Origin of the sequence: Streptomyces sp. NPDC058145, assembly GCF_042884245.1 — a bacterium.
Lineage (GTDB): Bacteria > Actinomycetota > Actinomycetes > Streptomycetales > Streptomycetaceae > Streptomyces.
This window is the reverse complement of record NZ_JBHVUH010000010.1, coordinates 142,181-157,862: the sequence shown is the minus strand read 5'-3', so window position 1 is coordinate 157,862 and position 15,682 is coordinate 142,181. Positions and strand designations below refer to the sequence as shown.

General features: G+C 72.3%; 12 protein-coding genes. 8 read left to right on the top strand and 4 right to left on the bottom strand.

Annotation, left to right across the window (positions count from 1 at the left end; all coding sequences use genetic code 11):
- Nucleotides 1-6 precede the first annotated feature (6 nt).
- Nucleotides 7-912: a carbohydrate ABC transporter permease gene (locus tag ACFVVO_RS23485; RefSeq protein WP_390057541.1), complete on the top strand. Its 906-nt coding sequence runs from the start codon at nucleotides 7-9 to the stop codon at nucleotides 910-912.
- Between the two features lies 1 nt (nucleotide 913).
- Nucleotides 914-1,855, top strand: a complete 942-nt coding sequence (locus tag ACFVVO_RS23480; RefSeq protein WP_390057540.1) for a carbohydrate ABC transporter permease — start codon at nucleotides 914-916, stop codon at nucleotides 1,853-1,855.
- Between the two features lie 62 nt (nucleotides 1,856-1,917).
- On the opposite strand, the gene ACFVVO_RS23475 is transcribed toward ACFVVO_RS23480, so the two are convergent.
- Both ACFVVO_RS23475 and ACFVVO_RS23470 read right to left on the bottom strand, forming a co-directional pair.
- The gene (locus ACFVVO_RS23475) at nucleotides 1,918-2,427 is read right to left on the bottom strand and encodes a GNAT family N-acetyltransferase (RefSeq protein ID WP_390057539.1); all 510 of its coding nucleotides are present in this window, start codon (nucleotides 2,425-2,427) and stop codon (nucleotides 1,918-1,920) included.
- Between the two features lie 123 nt (nucleotides 2,428-2,550).
- A complete protein-coding gene (locus ACFVVO_RS23470) occupies nucleotides 2,551-3,723 on the bottom strand; it encodes a S1 family peptidase (protein WP_390057538.1) in 1,173 nt (390 codons plus the stop codon).
- A gap of 350 nt (nucleotides 3,724-4,073) precedes the next feature.
- Here ACFVVO_RS23470 and ACFVVO_RS23465 point away from each other — a divergent pair, with 350 nt between their 5' ends.
- Nucleotides 4,074-4,883 (top strand): SGNH/GDSL hydrolase family protein, encoded by an 810-nt coding sequence (locus ACFVVO_RS23465; RefSeq protein WP_390057537.1) that lies wholly within the window; start codon nucleotides 4,074-4,076, stop codon nucleotides 4,881-4,883.
- An 18-nt stretch (nucleotides 4,884-4,901) separates the two neighbouring features.
- Here the strand turns inward: ACFVVO_RS23465 and ACFVVO_RS23460 are convergent, their stop codons facing one another.
- Nucleotides 4,902-5,858 carry a hypothetical protein gene (locus ACFVVO_RS23460; protein WP_390057536.1) on the bottom strand — a complete coding sequence of 319 codons (957 nt, stop codon included), beginning with the start codon at nucleotides 5,856-5,858 and terminating at the stop codon, nucleotides 4,902-4,904.
- A gap of 102 nt (nucleotides 5,859-5,960) precedes the next feature.
- Between ACFVVO_RS23460 and ACFVVO_RS23455 the strand changes: the two genes are divergently transcribed.
- Nucleotides 5,961-6,497, top strand: coding sequence for a cysteine hydrolase family protein (locus ACFVVO_RS23455; RefSeq protein WP_390057535.1), 537 nt, complete (start codon nucleotides 5,961-5,963; stop codon nucleotides 6,495-6,497).
- Nucleotides 6,498-6,512: 15 nt separating this feature from the next.
- Here ACFVVO_RS23455 and ACFVVO_RS23450 read toward each other — a convergent pair whose 3' ends face one another.
- Nucleotides 6,513-7,232 (bottom strand): FAD binding domain-containing protein, encoded by a 720-nt coding sequence (locus ACFVVO_RS23450; RefSeq protein ID WP_390057745.1) that lies wholly within the window; start codon nucleotides 7,230-7,232, stop codon nucleotides 6,513-6,515.
- Between the two features lie 449 nt (nucleotides 7,233-7,681).
- Between ACFVVO_RS23450 and ACFVVO_RS23445 the strand changes: the two genes are divergently transcribed.
- From ACFVVO_RS23445 to sbnB, 4 genes are read left to right on the top strand one after another with little or no spacing between them, the layout of a single operon-like run.
- Nucleotides 7,682-10,261: a Pls/PosA family non-ribosomal peptide synthetase gene (locus ACFVVO_RS23445; protein WP_390057534.1), complete on the top strand. Its 2,580-nt coding sequence runs from the start codon at nucleotides 7,682-7,684 to the stop codon at nucleotides 10,259-10,261.
- 13 nt (nucleotides 10,262-10,274) lie between these two features.
- Nucleotides 10,275-13,538 (top strand): amino acid adenylation domain-containing protein, encoded by a 3,264-nt coding sequence (locus tag ACFVVO_RS23440; RefSeq protein WP_390057533.1) that lies wholly within the window; start codon nucleotides 10,275-10,277, stop codon nucleotides 13,536-13,538.
- Between the two features lie 41 nt (nucleotides 13,539-13,579).
- The gene (locus tag ACFVVO_RS23435; RefSeq protein ID WP_390057532.1) at nucleotides 13,580-14,584 is read left to right on the top strand and encodes a TauD/TfdA family dioxygenase; all 1,005 of its coding nucleotides are present in this window, start codon (nucleotides 13,580-13,582) and stop codon (nucleotides 14,582-14,584) included.
- Nucleotides 14,581-15,651 (top strand): 2,3-diaminopropionate biosynthesis protein SbnB, encoded by a 1,071-nt coding sequence (gene sbnB / locus ACFVVO_RS23430; RefSeq protein ID WP_390057531.1) that lies wholly within the window; start codon nucleotides 14,581-14,583, stop codon nucleotides 15,649-15,651. Before ACFVVO_RS23435 ends, sbnB begins: the two co-directional genes overlap by 4 nt.
- Nucleotides 15,652-15,682 lie beyond the last annotated feature (31 nt).

Here is a 15,682-nt window from a genome sequence, read left to right as displayed (position 1 = left end):
ACAACGATGTCCTCTCCCCATGCCTCGCCCCGCACCGGGGCCCCGTCGGCGCGCCGGCTGCTGCCCCCGGGCCTGCTGTTCGCGCTGCCCTTCCTCGTCCTGTTCGCCCTCTTCATGGTGTGGCCGCTGGTCCAGGGCCTGTGGATGAGCCTGACCGACACCTCGCTGTCGGCCCACGCGCCGTCCTTCGTCGGCCTGGACAACTTCACCGAGGCCCTCGGGGACGCCGAGATGTGGCGCTCACTCGGCCACACCGTGTGGTTCACCGCCCTGTCGACGGTCCCGCTCGTCGCGGTGGCGCTCGGCATGGCGCTGCTCGTGCACACCGGCCTGCCGGGCCAGTGGGTGTGGCGGCTGGCGCTCTTCGCGCCCTATCTGCTCCCGGTCGGCGTGGTGAGCCTGCTGTGGATCTGGCTGTACCAGCCGGACCTCGGGCTCCTGAACCACCTCCTGGAGGTGGCCGGCCTCGGACCGGTGTCCTGGCTGAGCGACGAGTCCGTGGCGATGTGGGCGATCGTGCTGACCACCCTGTGGTGGACCGTCGGCTTCAACTTCCTGCTGTACCTGGCCGCGTTGCAGGCGATTCCGGACCACCTGTACGAGGCGGCGGCCATCGACGGGGCGGGTGCCTGGCGGCGGCTGTGGTCGATCACGCTGCCGCAGCTGAGCCGGATCACCGGCGTCATCACCGTGTTGCAGATCCTGGCCTCGCTGAAGGTGTTCGACCAGGTGTACCTGCTGACCAAGGGCGGACCGAACAACTCGACCCGCCCGGTCATCGAGTACATGTACGACGTCGGCTTCACCGGCTACCGGCTGGGCTACGCCTCGGCGGTCGGCTACGTCTTCTTCGCCCTCGTCCTCATCGCCTCCGCGGCCCAGTACGCCGCCCTCCGCCGCCGGGAGAAGTGACATGACCTCCACCGAACTGCCCGTCCGCCCGGCCGCGCCGGTCCGCGCCACGCGTCCGTCGAGAGGCCCGGGCGGGCCGCGCCGGGCCGCCCGGCCGGAAGGGAACCTCACCCTCGGGGAGAGCCGGCTCGCCCGGGGACTGGCCCTGGCCGTGCTCGCGGTGCTCGCCCTGGTGTGGCTGCTGCCGATGGCCTGGGCCCTGCTCACCGCGTTCAAGTCCGAGCAGGACGCGAGTGATCCCGGGCAGTGGTTCCTGCCCCGGCACGGCTTCACGCTGCACGGGTTCTCGACGGTGTGGGAGCGCGGCGACCTTCCGCTGTGGATGCTCAACAGCTTCCTGGTGTCCGCGGCGGTCACGGTCATCACGGTGCTGGTCTCCGCCATGGCCGGATACGCCTTCTCCCGCACGGTGTTCGCCGGGCGCCGGTGGCTGTTCGCGCTCACCGTGGCGGCGGTACTGGTGCCGCCGCAACTGCTCATCGTGCCGTGGTTCCGGCAGATGCTCGCCCTGCACCTGGTCGACACCTACGCGGCGGTGATCCTGCCGCAGACGGTGGCGCCGGTCATGGTGTTCATCCTGAAGAAGCACTTCGACTCGCTGCCGCGGGAGCTGGAGGAGGCCGCGCGCATCGACGGCGCGGGCCACTGGCGCATCTTCTGGTCCGTGCTGCTGCCGCTGTCGCGGCCCATGCTGGCCGCCGTCGCGATCTTCGTGTTCATCGGGGCCTGGAACAACTTCCTGTGGCCGTTCGTCTCGACGTCGGACCCGGGGCTGATGACCCTGCCGGTCGGTATCACCTCGGTGAAGGACGCCTACGGCATCCAGTACGCGCAGACCATGGCGTCCGCCGTCCTCGCGGCGCTCCCCCTCGTCGTGGTCTTCGTCTTCTTCCAGCGTCACATCGTCAAGTCCGTCGCCACGACCGGACTCGGCGGTCAGTGACCTGCCCTGCGTCCGGACCACGCGCCGCGCGGGGCGGCAGTGCCCCGCGCGGCGCGGTCGTCTCAGATGCCGAACGGCACGGCGTAGCGCACGGTTCCGGCGGGCAGCGGGCTGCCGGCGTCCAGGGTGAGGGCCATCAGGGCCTCGTCCGGTACGTCGATGGTCAGGCCGATGCCGTGGGCGCGGGCGCGGCCGAAGCCGAAGCGCGGGTAGTACTCCGGGTGTCCGAGGACGACGACATGGCGCTCGCCCTGGGCCCCGGCGGCCCGGAGGGCGGCGCGCACGGCCGCCGATCCGGCGCCGGTGCGCTGGTGCTCGGGGTGTACGGCGACGGGGCCGAGGCACAGGGCCGGAACGTCGCCGATGTGGCACCGGGTCAGCAGCGCGTGGCCGGTCGGTGCGCCGTCCGTCCCGGAGCTGACCTGGGACAGCCCGTCGATCCAGGCGGGGTCGGCGCGCAGGGCGTCGACGAGGTCGGCCTCCAGCGGGGTGCCGAAGGCGGCGAGGTGGATCTCGCGGACGGCGGCCGCGTCGGCGGCGGTCTCGGGGCGGGTGGTCCAGGTGTCGCGCATCGTGGGTGGAGATCCGTTCCGCGGTGGTGTCGTCACGCGGACGGTCTCGCGGCCCCCGGTCCCGGGGGCCGCGGGTGGGGGTTCCGCGCCGGCGCGCGCAACCCCCCGTGCTGCCGCGTGCGGTCAGTAGGTGTGCAGGGTCAGACCGTATCGGTTGAGGATCTCGTTGACCGGCTGGAACCAGGTCTCGCCGCCGCTGGAGCAGTTGCCCCAGCCGCCGGAGGTGACGCCCTGTGCCTGGTCCCCGGTGATGAAGGAGCCGCCCGAGTCGCCGGGTTCGGCGCAGGCACTGGTCTTGGTGAGCTGGTGCACCGCGCCCTGGCTGTAGTTGACGGTCTCGTTCAGCGCCAGCACCGTGCCGCAGTGCCAGTGCGAGGTGGAACCCGAGCGGCAGACCGAGGAGCCGACGGGCGCCACGTTCGAGCCGCGTACGAGCTGGTCCGGCACCGTGCCCCAGCCGAGCACCACCGGCACCGTCCACCAGCCGCTGCCCACGCTGACCCAGGCGTAGTCGTTGTCCGGGAACGAGGAGCCCTGGAAGGTGCCGATGTAGGAGTGGTCCCAGCCGCTGACACCGGCGCCGGGCTGCCCGCAGTGCCCGGCGGTGACGAAGCCGCCGTACACCGAGAAGCCGATGGAGCAGCGGACGTTGCCGGTGTAGTACGGGTCGCCGCCCACGGTGCCCGCGGCGAGGGTCCTCGGAGCCGCGGTGGCCTCGACGGTGACGGGCCCGGTCCGGCGGGCCCGGGACAGGAAGCGCTGGACATCGTTGTCGGCCCGCTTACCACGCACGACCTCGACGACGACCGTGCCGGCCTTCGGATCGACATGCCAGCCGCTGACCCCCGAGGGCGCGGTCAGCCGGTCGATGCGCGCCTTGGCCGCGTCCAGTTGCCGGGCGCTGTGCCCGGCGGTGCGGACGGTGGCCCCGGATCGCTCGATCGCCCGGCGTGTGGCGGCCGGGGCGTTCGGGGTGAGCGCCACGGTCAGGCGCCCGCTCGGGGCGTCGAACCAGGAGCCCGCGTAGGCGGCGCCGGCCGTGCGGCGCACCTTGGGGGCGAGGGTGGCGGCGGTCTTCTCGGCGGCGAGCCGGGCCACCGCCTGGGTTCGGGTCAGACCGAGGTCCCGCTGCATGGCGGTGACGATCCCGCCGGAGGCGGGCTCGGCGGGTCGTGCGGAGGTGGCGGATCCGGCGGCGGAGCCGGTCGCGGAGGCGGGGAAGGTACCGGCCGCGCTCAGTCCGCCGAGGACGAGGAGTGCGGCCAGGGCCGCATGCGCAAGTCTGGTGCGTCTCATGGGGGTTGCCCTTCGTCGTTCCAGGAGTGGGGGTGGAACAGCCGATGTCTGAGAGCGCTCTCATGCGTGGCGGGGCAGAGCCTAGTCCCGGTTCGTGCGTCAGGTCCATGCCAATGCACGGTGCACTTCAACGATGTAAGCGGCGGCCGGTACGCCGCCGGGCGGGTGACGGCTCATCGGGTGAAGTCCGCCGACCGGACGGCACGTCACCACGTACCCGCGTCCGGCCCGCGGACCTCCCGTCACGGGGCGCCCCGGCCGCGTCATGGCCGACGGCTCCCGTCAACCCGGGCGCGCCGCCGGGGGATCCAGCGGGGGCGGCGCCGGCCGGGCCGGGATAGAGGAGAGTCATGAGAAAGTCCCGAATAGCGCCCTGGGCGGCCGCCCTTCTCCTCGCGGCCGCCTGCACCCTCGCCGGTCCCGCGGCCACAGCGGCGGCACCCGGCATCGCGGCCACGGGCTACGTGGCCCTCGGTGACTCCTACTCGGCGGGGGTCGGAGCCGGCAGCTACCTCACCGCCGCGCCGCGCTGCCTGCGCAGCAGCCTGTCCTTCCCCGCCCTGTGGGCCGCGGCCCACTCCCCCTCGTCGTTCAGCTTCACGGCCTGCGACGGCGCCAAGACCGGCGACGTGCTGAAGAAGCAGCTCGGCGCGCTCGGCCCGCGCACCGGCCTGGTCACGGTCACGGCGGGCGGCCGGGACGCGGGCTTCACCAGCGTGATGGCGGCCTGCGTGCTGGGCGGCAGCGGCACGTGCCTGTCCGCCGTGGCCAAGGCCCGCTCCGCCACGGACGGGGCGCTGCCGGGCGACCTCGACCGTCTCTACTCGGCCATCCGCGGCAAGGCGCCCGCCGCCCGCGTCGTGGTGCTCGGCTATCCGCGCCTGTACCAGTTGCACGGCAGTTGTTCGGGCGGCCTGCCGGACACCGAGCGGTCCGCGCTCAACGACGCCTCGGACCATCTCAACCAGGTGCTCGCCGCGCGCGCCGCCGCCCACGGCTTCACCTTCGTCGACGTACGGACCGTCTTCGACGGGCACGAGATCTGCTCGGCCGAGCCCTGGCTGCACAGCGTCGACTGGCTGGATCTCGGCGAGTCCTACCACCCGACGGCGACCGGACAGTCCCTCGGCTATCTCCCCCTGCTCACCGACGCGCTCTGAAACGGGAACGGGTGCCGGTCACATACCGGCCGTCGCCTTGCGCCGCGCCTGCTCGAACTCCTGGACCGGGTCGCCGCCGGCCCGCCAGGGCCAGGCGGTGACGGTGCCGTCGAGCACCTCGAAGACCGCGCGGGCCTCCACCCGCCGGTCGGCGGCCAGCAACGCGTAGGCGAGGACGTTGAGATCGGCCGGGGCCGCGGCGTGGTTCAGGAACCCCGGCCGCACCCAGGTGTGGACGACACGGTCGAGGGCCTGGGCCGCCATCGCCTGGGACCAGTGGTTGCGCGCCACCAGCGCCTCGAACCCGCCCCGGTCGAGCACGGCTTGGTACTGCTGGACCTGGGCGGTGAGTTCCGTCGCCGCGCAGGGGGCGTTCGCGGGCATGCGGGCCCGCAGGGTGTCCACGAACTCCAGGACCTGGATGCGCGATCCGGCCTCCGCCGGGCTCAGATAGCCCAGCATGCTCAGATAGGCCTCACGGTTCCAGCGGTCACGCGCGAGCACCTCGTTCCACACCCCGAACACCCGGGGCTGCGCCCAGCGTTCCACACGTGCCACCGCCAGGAGGACGACCCATGGGGTGGGATCCTCCGGCGCCAGTTCGGCGGCCCGCAGACAGCGGTCCACCGTGCCGGCCGCGTCCTCCAGGCTCCCCCGCGCGCGGGCGTGGGCGACCTCGGTCCAGGCGTGCAGGACGAGTGCGTTCGCGTCGCGCGGCTCGCGCGTGGCCCAGGACCGCGCCAGATGCGATCCGGCCAGGAAATCGGCCAGCACACTCATGCGGTGCGTACGGCGGTCCCAGTCGCCCGGCTCCTGCCCCAGGAGCCGGGACAGCTGGGCGGCGCACAGGTCCGTCGTCGCGATCGTTCCAGTCCTCGTGGTCGCCAGCAGGGACTTCAGCAGCCTGCCCAGGTCCTGGTCGCCGAGCTCCGGCGCCAGGCGTGCCCCTCGGCGGCGACGCGATAGAAAAGCCATGGCCGGAGGCTAGAGGGGCATGTGGATTACGCAAGGTGTTCGCCGAGATCGTTATCTGTCACCGACCGGTTGCCCGCCCCCGCGGAGTGGAACTCTGCAGGCATGAGCAAGACCGCGCTGATCGTCATCGACATGATCAACACCTATGACCACAAGGACGCCGAGCTGCTGCTCCCCTCGGTGACCTCCGTCGTGCCCGTGCTGACCGACCTCCTGGGACGGGCCCGGCACAACGACGTGCCGGTGATCTACGTGAACGACAACTTCGGCGAGTGGCGCTCCCACCACGGCGAACTGCTGGAGCACGCGCTGGCCGGGCCGCGTGCCGAACTCGTCGAGCCGCTGCGGCCCGACCGGAGCTCCCTGTTCGTGGTCAAGGCCCGCCACTCGATCTTCTTCGACACCCCGCTGGCGTACCTGCTCCACCAGCAGGGGATCGATCGGCTCGTGCTGTCCGGCCAGGTCACCGAGCAGTGCGTGCTCTACTCGTCCCTCGACGCCCACATCCGCCATTTCGACGTGGTGATCCCCCGGGACGCGGTGGCGCACATCCACGCGGACCTGGCGGAGGCGGCACTGCGCATGATGGAGCGGAACATGGGGGCCCGGGTGTGCGACAGCCGGGAGCTGTGGGCCTGACCCCGCGCGTACCGCTCAGCGCCCCTCCGGCCGGCCCAGGAGGCCCGAAACCTGCTCCCGGACGGCTTCCCAGGCCACCGGCGGCAGGCCGCCCAGGGACCTCTCGCGCAGTACGCCGAGGGTGTCCTCGGCGTCGGCGCCGCGGTCGACGTCTTCACTGAGCACGTCGTAGCCGGTGCGCACGGCGACGCGCAGGCGCGGGCCCGGCTCGACGTCGTGCAGCGCCGAGGCGACGACCAGGGGCGGCGGCCCGCCGTCCGCGCCGGGGAACTTGCGGTACGCGGCGGCGACCGGCTCCCGCCAGTGGACGCTGAGCAGCACCGCGCGTCCGGCCGCCGCATCGGCGAGGCCGGTCTCGCGGACGCCGTCCGGGCCCAGCACCCTGGCTCGGGCGTCCAGGACGAGCGCGGGCGGGAGCAGACAGCGCAGGGTGCTGCCCACGAGGTTGCCGCCGACCGTGGCCGTACGGCGCACGGTTCCGGTGCCCACCGAGGCGGCCGCGCGGCGCAGCACGTCCGGCACCCGGTCGTCGAGGCGGGCGAGGACCACGGCGGCGCCCAGCGCCTCGCGACCGATCACATTGGCCTCCGGCAGTTCCCGCAGGGACATGGCCCGCGCGGGGAAGCCGTCCCGCTGCCAGGCGGCCCACACCAGGGTCGCCCCGCCGATCGGCACGGCGCCCTCGGCCAGACACTCCTGCGCTTCGGACACGGACGTGGGCAGCCGCAGCAGCACGGGGCCGACCTGCCTTCCTGGGGACGACTGGGCAGCCGGCGTGGCGGCGCCCCGGTGTCCCCCGGTGTCCCGCTCGCCGGCACGGCGGATTCTGCTCGCCCGGGCGGGGGCGCGTACAGGGCTCACCCGAGCATGGGCGCGCCGGCCGGACGGAGCGTGAACGGCCTCGGGGGCGTGCCGGGGACCGCCGGTCGGGTGATCCGCCGCGCGCCCCCCGGCCACCGGAGGGCCGGTAAATCCCGGCATGTAGGTCATTCGTAATAAACATGACCAAGGCCGCGAAGTGGCAGCCTCACGGTGATCGACCGAGACTGAAGATGGCGGTTCGTGATCAGGAATGACACGCCAAGAACCTCCGACGGCCCGGTCGGGCCGCGTCCCGGTCCACTGGGGCCGGGGACCGACCGTGCCCCGCCGTCGGCTGTCCCAGATGCCCTGCAGGAGATCGAATGGTGGAACAGTCCTCCGAGGTCCAGATAGCAGGATCGGACGAAGGCACGGTCACCAGTCGGAATGTCGCGGGCCCGGCGGGAGCGGACACCGAGACGGAACTCGCCGTCGCGCTCGCCGACGTCGTGGGCGCCGCGCACGTACCGCTGGACGGGCACTTCTTCACCGACCTCGGCGCCAACTCCCTGGTGATGGCGCAGTTCTGCGCCCGGGTCAGGAAGCGGACCGACCTTCCTTCCCCGTCCATGAAGGACATCTACCGGTATCCCACGATCCGGAGCCTGGCGGCCGCTCTCACTGAGACCGCTCCCGCGGCCGCCTCGTCACCGGCACCGGCCGCTGTACCGGACCGGGTACCGCGCGCGAGCAGCCGTAATCATGTCCTCTGCGGTTTCTCCCAGTTGCTGATTTTCCTGCTGTACTCCCTGGTCGCCGGGTTCGTCACGGACCGCGGGTACCAGTGGATCGCGGCCGGCTCGGGACTGGCCGACATCTATGTGCGGTCGCTGCTGTTCGGGGGCCTCGGGTTCATCGCCCTGTGCGTGTTCCCCGTCGCCGCCAAGTGGGTGCTCGTGGGCCGCTGGAAATCGGGCGAGTTCCCGCTCTGGGGCCCCCGTTATCTCCGGTTCTGGCTCTTGAAGGTACTGCTGCACGCGAACCCGATGATCCTCTTCGTCGGGAACCCGCTGTACGTGCTGTACCTGCGGGCCCTGGGCGCGCGGATCGGCAAGGGGGTCACGATCCTCACCCGCTCCGTGCCGGTCTGCACCGACCTGGTGACGATCGGCGCCGGAACGGTGATCCGCAAGGACTCGTTCCTCCTCGGCTACCGGGCCCACTCGGGGCGGATCCAGACCGGCCGGATCACCCTCGGCAGGGGTGTGTTCGTCGGCGAGAAGACCGTCCTGGACATCGACACGTCGATGGGCGACGACGCTCAGCTCGGCCACTCCTCGGCCCTGCACCGCGGCCAGGCGGTCCCGGACGGCGAGCGCTGGCACGGCTCCCCGGCGGAACCCGGCGGGACCGACTACGTACGTGTCGAACCGGCCGCGTGCGGGACCGTGCGCCGGGCCTGGTTCGGGTTCGTCACGCTGGCCCAGCTCTTCTTCCTGTACATCCCCCTGGCCGTCGGCGGAATGTACATGCTGTTCATCGAGGTCCCGGCGCTCGGCAAGCGGCTGGACCCGCAGACGGCCGCGCTGTCGCGGGCGGAACTGATCCCCGACGCGCTGCTGCTGTCGCTCGTGCTGTTCGCGGGCTTCGTGGTGGGCGGCCTGCTGGTGCTGTACACCGTGCCGCGCCTGCTGAATCTGCTGGTCAGGCCCGACCGGGTGTATCCGCTCTACGGATTCCACTACGCGGTGCACCGGGCGACGGCCCGGATGACGAACATCAGGTTCTTCGCCTGGCTGTTCGGTGACAGTTCCTACATCGTGCACTATCTGCGCGGGCTCGGATACGACCTGTCGCACGTCGAGCAGACGGGGTCCAACTTCGGCACCGAGGTGCAGCACGAGACTCCGTTCCTGGTGTCCGTCGGCAGCGGCACGATGGTGGCCGACGGACTCTCCGTCGTGAACGCGGACTACTCCAGCACGTCGTTCCGGCTCTCCCGGGCGTCGATCGGGGCGCGCAACTTCCTGGGCAACAACATCGCGTATCCCGCCGGAGGCCGGACGGGGGAGAACTGCCTGCTGGCGACGAAGGTGATGGTGCCCCTCGACGGGGAGGTCAGGGAAGGCGTCGGACTGCTCGGTTCGCCGTGCTTCGAGATCCCCCGGACGGTGGAGCGCGACGCGCGGTTCGACGACCTCAGGACCGGCGAGACACTGCGCCGGCGTCTCGCGGCGAAGAACCGCTACAACCTGCGCTCGATGGCCGTGATGCTGTTCGCCAGGTGGGTGCACACCTTCGGGCTCGCGCTGTTCGCCCTCGTCTCGGTGGACCTGTACGGCGCCGCCGGGCAGGCGGTGATCGCCCTCTACCTGGCGGCCACGCTCGTCTTCACCACCGTCTACCACGTCCTGGTGGAACGCCTGATCATGAGATTCCGCCGGCTGCGCCCCATGTTGTGCTCCATCTACGACCCCACCTTCTGGCGGCACGAACGCCTGTGGAAGGTTCCGGACCGTTACCTCAACATCTTCAACGGCACCCCCTTCAAGAGCCTCGTCTGGCGCCTGATGGGCGTGCGCATCGGCCGCAGGGTGTTCGACGACGGCTGCTACCTGACGGAGCGGACCCTCACCGTCATCGGCGACGACTGCACCCTGAACGCGGGGAGCAAGATCCAGTGCCACTCGCAGGAGGACGGCACCTTCAAGTCCGAGGGCACCACCCTCGGGGACGGCTGCACGCTGGGCGTCGGCGCCCATGTGCACTACGGCGTGACGGTGGGTGACGGCGCGGTACTGACGGCCGACTCCTTCCTGATGAAGGGCGAGGAGGTCCCGCCGCACGCGCGGTGGGGCGGCAACCCCGCCGTGGACATGCCCGAGGCCGCCGGCCGGCCCGGTGACGGCGACCTGGCGGCACCCCCGTGCCCGGCCGGCGCCACTTCGGTGACGGTGAGTTGAGGAAGGCCATTCGATGAGAGCGCGCGTGGATACGGACCGGGAGTTCTGGAGCCGTGTGCTGACCGCCGGCGGCTCCACCTCGGTGCCGCGGTGGGTCCGGGAGCCGGTGCCGGGAACGGCGGAGCACGAGACAGCCGTACCGGACGAAATCGGCAAGGCCCTGCGCGGCCTCGCCGAGCGGTGCGGGGCGCCGGCCGGAGCGCTGCTCCTGGCGGCGCACGCCAAGGTGCTGGCCGCCCTCTCCGGCGAGCAGGACGTGGTGACGGGGCTCGCCGCCGGCGCGCGCGGAGAGCCGCTGCCCTGCCGTGTCACCGTCCCCACGGGATCCTGGCGGGACCTGGTGTCGGCCGCCCGGCGGGCCGAGGCGGAGGTAAGGGCGCACCGGGAGTTCCCGGTGGCGGAACTGCGTCGGGAACTGGGCGTGACCGAGCCGTCGTACGAGGTCGTGCTCGGGCCCCCGGACGCCGAGGACGGGTTCGCCGACGAGGGTGTGCTGCAGGTGCGGTGGTCCGACCGGGACGGGCGGCCGGTGCTGCGGCTGCGGTACCGCACGGACGTGCTGGACGCCGACTGCGCGGACCGGATCGCCGGCTACCACCTGACGGCGCTGCGGCTGATGACGGCCGACGTGGACGCCGGGCACGCGCGGCAGAGCCTGCTGGGCGACGACGAGGTGCGTGAGCAGCTCGACGGGTTCGCCGGACCGCACCGGTCGCTGCCGGACGCGCGGGCGCACGAACTGTTCGAGCGGCGGGCCCGGGAGCATCCGCGGGCCGTGGCGGCGGCGCGGGGCGACCGGGAGTGGACCTACGGCGAGCTCAACGCGCGCGCCAACCGGCTGGCACGGGCCCTGCTGGCCCGGGGGGTCGGCCGCGAGGACGTGGTCGCCGTGGTCACCGAGCGCGACCTCGACTGGCTGGCCGCGACGCTGGCGGTGTTCAAGGCGGGAGGCGTGTACCTGCCGATCGAGCCGCACTTCCCGGCCGGCCGGATCGCGGCGACCCTGTCCCGGGCCGGCTGCCGGCTGGTGCTGACCGAGTCCGGCAGCACCGGCACCCTCGACGAGGCGCTGGCCACGCTCACGGACACGGCGAAGCTGCCGGTCGAGGAGGCCTACGCGGAGCCGCACGCCGACGACGACCCCGGGGTGCGGGTCGACGCCGGACAGCTGGCCTACATCTACTTCACCTCCGGCTCCACCGGCGAGCCGAAGGGAGCGATGTGCGAGCACGCGGGCATGCTCAACCACCTCTTCGCCAAGATCGACGACCTCGGGATCGGCGAGGGCTCGGTGGTGGCGCAGACGGCTCCGCAGTGCTTCGACATCTCGCTGTGGCAACTGGTGTCCGCGCTGCTGGTGGGCGGGCGGACGCTGCTGGTCCCGCAGGACGTGATCGTGGACGTGGAGCGGTTCGTCGACACACTGGCCGGGGGCCGGGTCACCGTGGCGCAGGTCGTGCCCTCCTACCTGGAGGTCGTGGTCGCTTATCTGGAGCGGCACCCCCGCGCCCTTCCCGATCTGCGCTGTGTGTCGGTGACCGGTGAGGCGCTGAAACGGGAGCTGGTCCAGCGATGGTTCGCGAGCCGGCCCGGGATCGGGCTGGTCAACGCCTACGGCCTGACGGAGACCTCGGACGACACCAACCACGAGGTCATGGACCGGGTGCCCGAGCGGGTGCTGCTGGGCCGCGCGGTCAACAACGTCCGCATCCACGTCGTGGACGAGCGGCTGGCGCTGGTTCCGCTGGGCGCCCCGGGCCTGATCGCGTTCTCCGGCGTCTGTGTGGGCCGGGGGTACGTCAACGATCCGGAACGCACCCGGGAGGCGTACCGCGAGGACCCGTACCGACCGGGTGAGCGGCTCTACCTGGGCGGCGACTGGGGGCGCTGGCACCCGGACGGCAAGCTGGAGTTCCTGGGCCGCCGGGACAACCAGGTCAAGATCCGCGGCTTCCGGATCGAGATCGGCGAGATCGAGAACACGCTGCTGCGGGCGCCCGGGGTGCGGGACGCCGCCGTGGTGGTCGCCGAGCAGGGCGGCGGGAGCAAGCACCTGATCGCCTACTACACGGGTGAGCGGCAGCCCGTGGAGACGCTGCGGGAGTCGCTGGGTGCCGTGCTGCCCGGCTACATGGTGCCCTCGGCCTTCCACTGGCAGCCGGAACTGCCGCTGACCGCCAACGGCAAGACCGACCGCAAGGCGCTCACCGCGCGGGCCGAGCAGGTGCCGGAACCCGTGGCGGGCGACGGCGCAGCGGAGCGGGACGGTGCCCCGCTCACCCCGACCGAGCGGAAACTGGCGGGCGCCTGGGCCGAGTTGCTCGGCGTGCCCGAGCACCGGATCGGCCGGACGGACCACTTCTTCGACTCCGGCGGCACCTCCCTGACGGCGGTCCGCCTCACCATCGCGCTCGACCGCGCGGTGTCCCTGAAGGACATCACCCGGCACCCGGTCCTCGCCGACCTCGCGGCCCTGCTCGACGGCGCGGGCCGGCAGCGCACCGAACTGCTCCAGCCGCTGTCGCGGGCGGCCGCTACCGCGGAGTACGCACTGGTGTGCTTCCCCTACGCGGGCGGCAACGCCGTCAACTACCAGCCGATGGCGAGCGTGCTGGCCGGCAGCGGCCTGGCGGTCCTCGCGGTCGACCTGCCCGGCCACGACCTGTCCGACCGCCCCGAGCCGTTCGCGTCGATCACACGGGTGGCGGAGCGGGTCGCCGACGAGATCGCCGCGCGCGGTCTGACCCGGGTCATGATCTGGGGCCACTCGTCGGGGGCCGCGCCGGCCGTGGAGACGGCCAGGCGGCTCGAGGAACGCGGGGTGGACGTGAGCCGGGTGTTCCTCGGCGCGCAACTGCTCGGCACCGCCGACGAGCGGCGGGCCGCCGCCGAGGAGCTGACCGGCCGGAGCGACGCCGAGATCGCCGCCCGGCTGACCTCGGACAGCGGCTACACCGAACTCGGGGAGCTGAACGACCGGCACGCCGGACACATCGGTGCCGCCTACCGGCACGACTGCGTGTCCGCGCACCGCTACTTCCGCGACGCGCTGCAGAGCCCGCCGGCGGTGCGGCTGACCGCGCCGGTCTCGGTGGTCGTCGCCGCCGACGACCCGCACACCGCCGGGCACACCGACCGCCACCGGGACTGGCTGCTGCTGGCCGACCACGTGGAACTGCACGAACTCCCCGACGGCGGCCACTACTTCCCACGCACACGGCCGGCCGAGGCGGCGCGGGCCGTCCTGACCGCCGTAGCGCCCCTGGCCCCTTCCTGAACCTCGCCGAGCCCGCAGCCGGGCAACGAAAGGAATCCGAGATGTCCTCCTCACCTCTGGCCACCTCGCTCGACGTGGAGCCCCGGCCGGGCAGTCCCGCCATCCTGCGCGTCGACTCCCCCGGTAACGCGGCGAGTTGGGCGGCCGAGCACCGTGAGTCACTGCGCGCGCAGGTCACCGAGCACGGGGCGCTCGTCGTCCGCGGCCTGCGACTGCGGGACGCGGACCGGGCCGGAGCCGTCTTCGCGGAGCTGGCCGGTGTCCTCATGACGGAGCGGGAGGCCTTCGCCCCCCGGGAGCCCCTCGGCCCGGGGCTGTACTCCTCGACGGCCTGGCCGGCCAACCAGCCGATGTGCATGCACCACGAGCTGAGTTACACGCTGGAGGTGCCCGGCCTGATGCTGTTCGCGTGCCTGAGCGCGCCCGACGAGGGCGGTGCGACCGCGGTGGCCGACGCCGAAGAGGTGCTCAAGGCCCTGCCCGCCGGTCTGACCGAACGCTTCGAGCGCGAGGGCTGGCTGCTCACCCGCAGCTACAACGACGAGATCGGGGCCTCCCTGGCGGAGTCGTTCGGCACCGAGGACCGCGGCGAGATCGAACGCTACTGCCGTTCCCACGCCATCGACTTCCACTGGCAGCCGGACGGTTCGCTGCGCACCGAGCAGCGCCGCAGCGCCGTGGTGCGGCACCCGCTGACCGGCAGGCGCTGCTGGTTCAACCAGATCGCGTTCCTCAACGAGTGGACGCTCGCCCCGGAGGTGCGCGAGTACCTGGTGGACGAGTACGGCGCGGACGGCCTGCCGTTCAACACCCGCTACGGCGCCGGCACCCCGATCGGCGAGGACGTCGTCCAGCTGCTCAACGCGACCTACGAGAAGCACACCAGGCGCGAGCCCTGGCAGGCCGGTGACCTGCTGCTGGTGGACAACATCCGCACCGCGCACAGCAGGGAGCCCTTCACCGGTGAGCGGCAGGTGGTGGTCGGCATGGCCGAGCCGCAGCGCCTGGCCGACGGCTGCCCGACCCCGGAGGCGAGTGAGCGATGACCCATCTTCTGTCGACCGGGACCCAGTCGGCCACGCCCAGCCCGGCCACCGCGCCGACGTTCGCGGTGATCTCCGGCGAACAGGTGCAGCAGGCGCTCGGCGGCCGCGAGAAACAGATCATGGAGCTGGTCGAGGCCACCTACCGGCTGCACGGCGCCGGGGACTCGGTGAACCCGCCGTCGTACTTCCTGCGCTTCCCCGACCGGCCCACCTCCCGGATCATCGCGCTGCCGGCCTCCATCGGCGGCTCGGTGCGCGTGGACGGCGTGAAGTGGATCTCCAGCTTCCCCGAGAACGTGAGCGCCGGGCTGCCCAGGGCCTCCGCGGTGCTCATCCTCAACGACCATGACACGGGCTACCCGTTCGCGTGCATGGAGAGCTCCATCATCAGCGCCACCAGGACCGCCGCGTCCGCCGCGCTGGCGGCCGACTGGCTCAGCCGCACCCGTGCCCGACCGACCCGCGTGGGCTTCTTCGGCACCGGCCTGATCGCCCGGTACATCCACACCTTCCTGGCCGGCACCGGCTGGGCGTTCGACTCGATCGGCGTGCACGACGTGTCCGCCGACAGCGCGGCCGGCTTCAGCGGCTATCTGCGCGGGACCGGCACCGCGGCGCGGGTCACCGTCCACGACAGCGCCGAGGAGCTCGTCCGCTCCAGCGACCTCGTGGTCTTCGCCACCGTCGCCGGCCGGCCGCACGTCACGGCGCCGGCCTGGTTCGACCACAACCCCGTGGTGCTGCACGTGTCGCTGCGCGACCTCGCCCCGGAGATCCTGCTCGGCGCGGCCAACTTCGTCGACGACGTCGAGCACTGCCTGAAGGCCGACACCTCCCCCCACCTGGTCGAGCAGCGCACCGGCGACCGCGACTTCCTGAACGGCACCCTCAACGACGTGATGCTCGGACGCGCCGCGCCGCCGCCCGACCAGCCGGTGATCTTCTCGCCCTTCGGTCTCGGCGTCCTCGATCTCGCCGTCGGAAAGTACGTCTACGACGAAGTGGCCCGGGCGGGGAACCTCCGCCTCGTCGACGACTTCTTCCACGACCTGCGTCGGTACGGCTGAGGCCTTCCTCAGCCGGGACCAGGAGGCCCGC

Bases quoted from the DNA above. Each gene is read 5' to 3' on its own strand.
- ACFVVO_RS23445 (WP_390057534.1), top strand. From the start codon at position 7,682: ATGGTGGAACAGTCCTCCGAGGTCCAGATAGCAGGATCGGACGAAGGC.
- ACFVVO_RS23435 (WP_390057532.1), top strand. From the start codon at position 13,580: ATGTCCTCCTCACCTCTGGCCACCTCGCTCGACGTGGAGCCCCGGCCG.
- ACFVVO_RS23455 (WP_390057535.1), top strand. From the start codon at position 5,961: ATGAGCAAGACCGCGCTGATCGTCATCGACATGATCAACACCTATGAC.
- ACFVVO_RS23475 (WP_390057539.1), bottom strand. From the start codon at position 2,427: ATGCGCGACACCTGGACCACCCGCCCCGAGACCGCCGCCGACGCGGCC.
- sbnB (WP_390057531.1), top strand. From the start codon at position 14,581: ATGACCCATCTTCTGTCGACCGGGACCCAGTCGGCCACGCCCAGCCCG.
- ACFVVO_RS23440 (WP_390057533.1), top strand. From the start codon at position 10,275: ATGAGAGCGCGCGTGGATACGGACCGGGAGTTCTGGAGCCGTGTGCTG.
- ACFVVO_RS23460 (WP_390057536.1), bottom strand. From the start codon at position 5,858: ATGGCTTTTCTATCGCGTCGCCGCCGAGGGGCACGCCTGGCGCCGGAG.
- ACFVVO_RS23480 (WP_390057540.1), top strand. From the start codon at position 914: ATGACCTCCACCGAACTGCCCGTCCGCCCGGCCGCGCCGGTCCGCGCC.
- ACFVVO_RS23470 (WP_390057538.1), bottom strand. From the start codon at position 3,723: ATGAGACGCACCAGACTTGCGCATGCGGCCCTGGCCGCACTCCTCGTC.
- ACFVVO_RS23485 (WP_390057541.1), top strand. From the start codon at position 7: ATGTCCTCTCCCCATGCCTCGCCCCGCACCGGGGCCCCGTCGGCGCGC.
- ACFVVO_RS23465 (WP_390057537.1), top strand. From the start codon at position 4,074: ATGAGAAAGTCCCGAATAGCGCCCTGGGCGGCCGCCCTTCTCCTCGCG.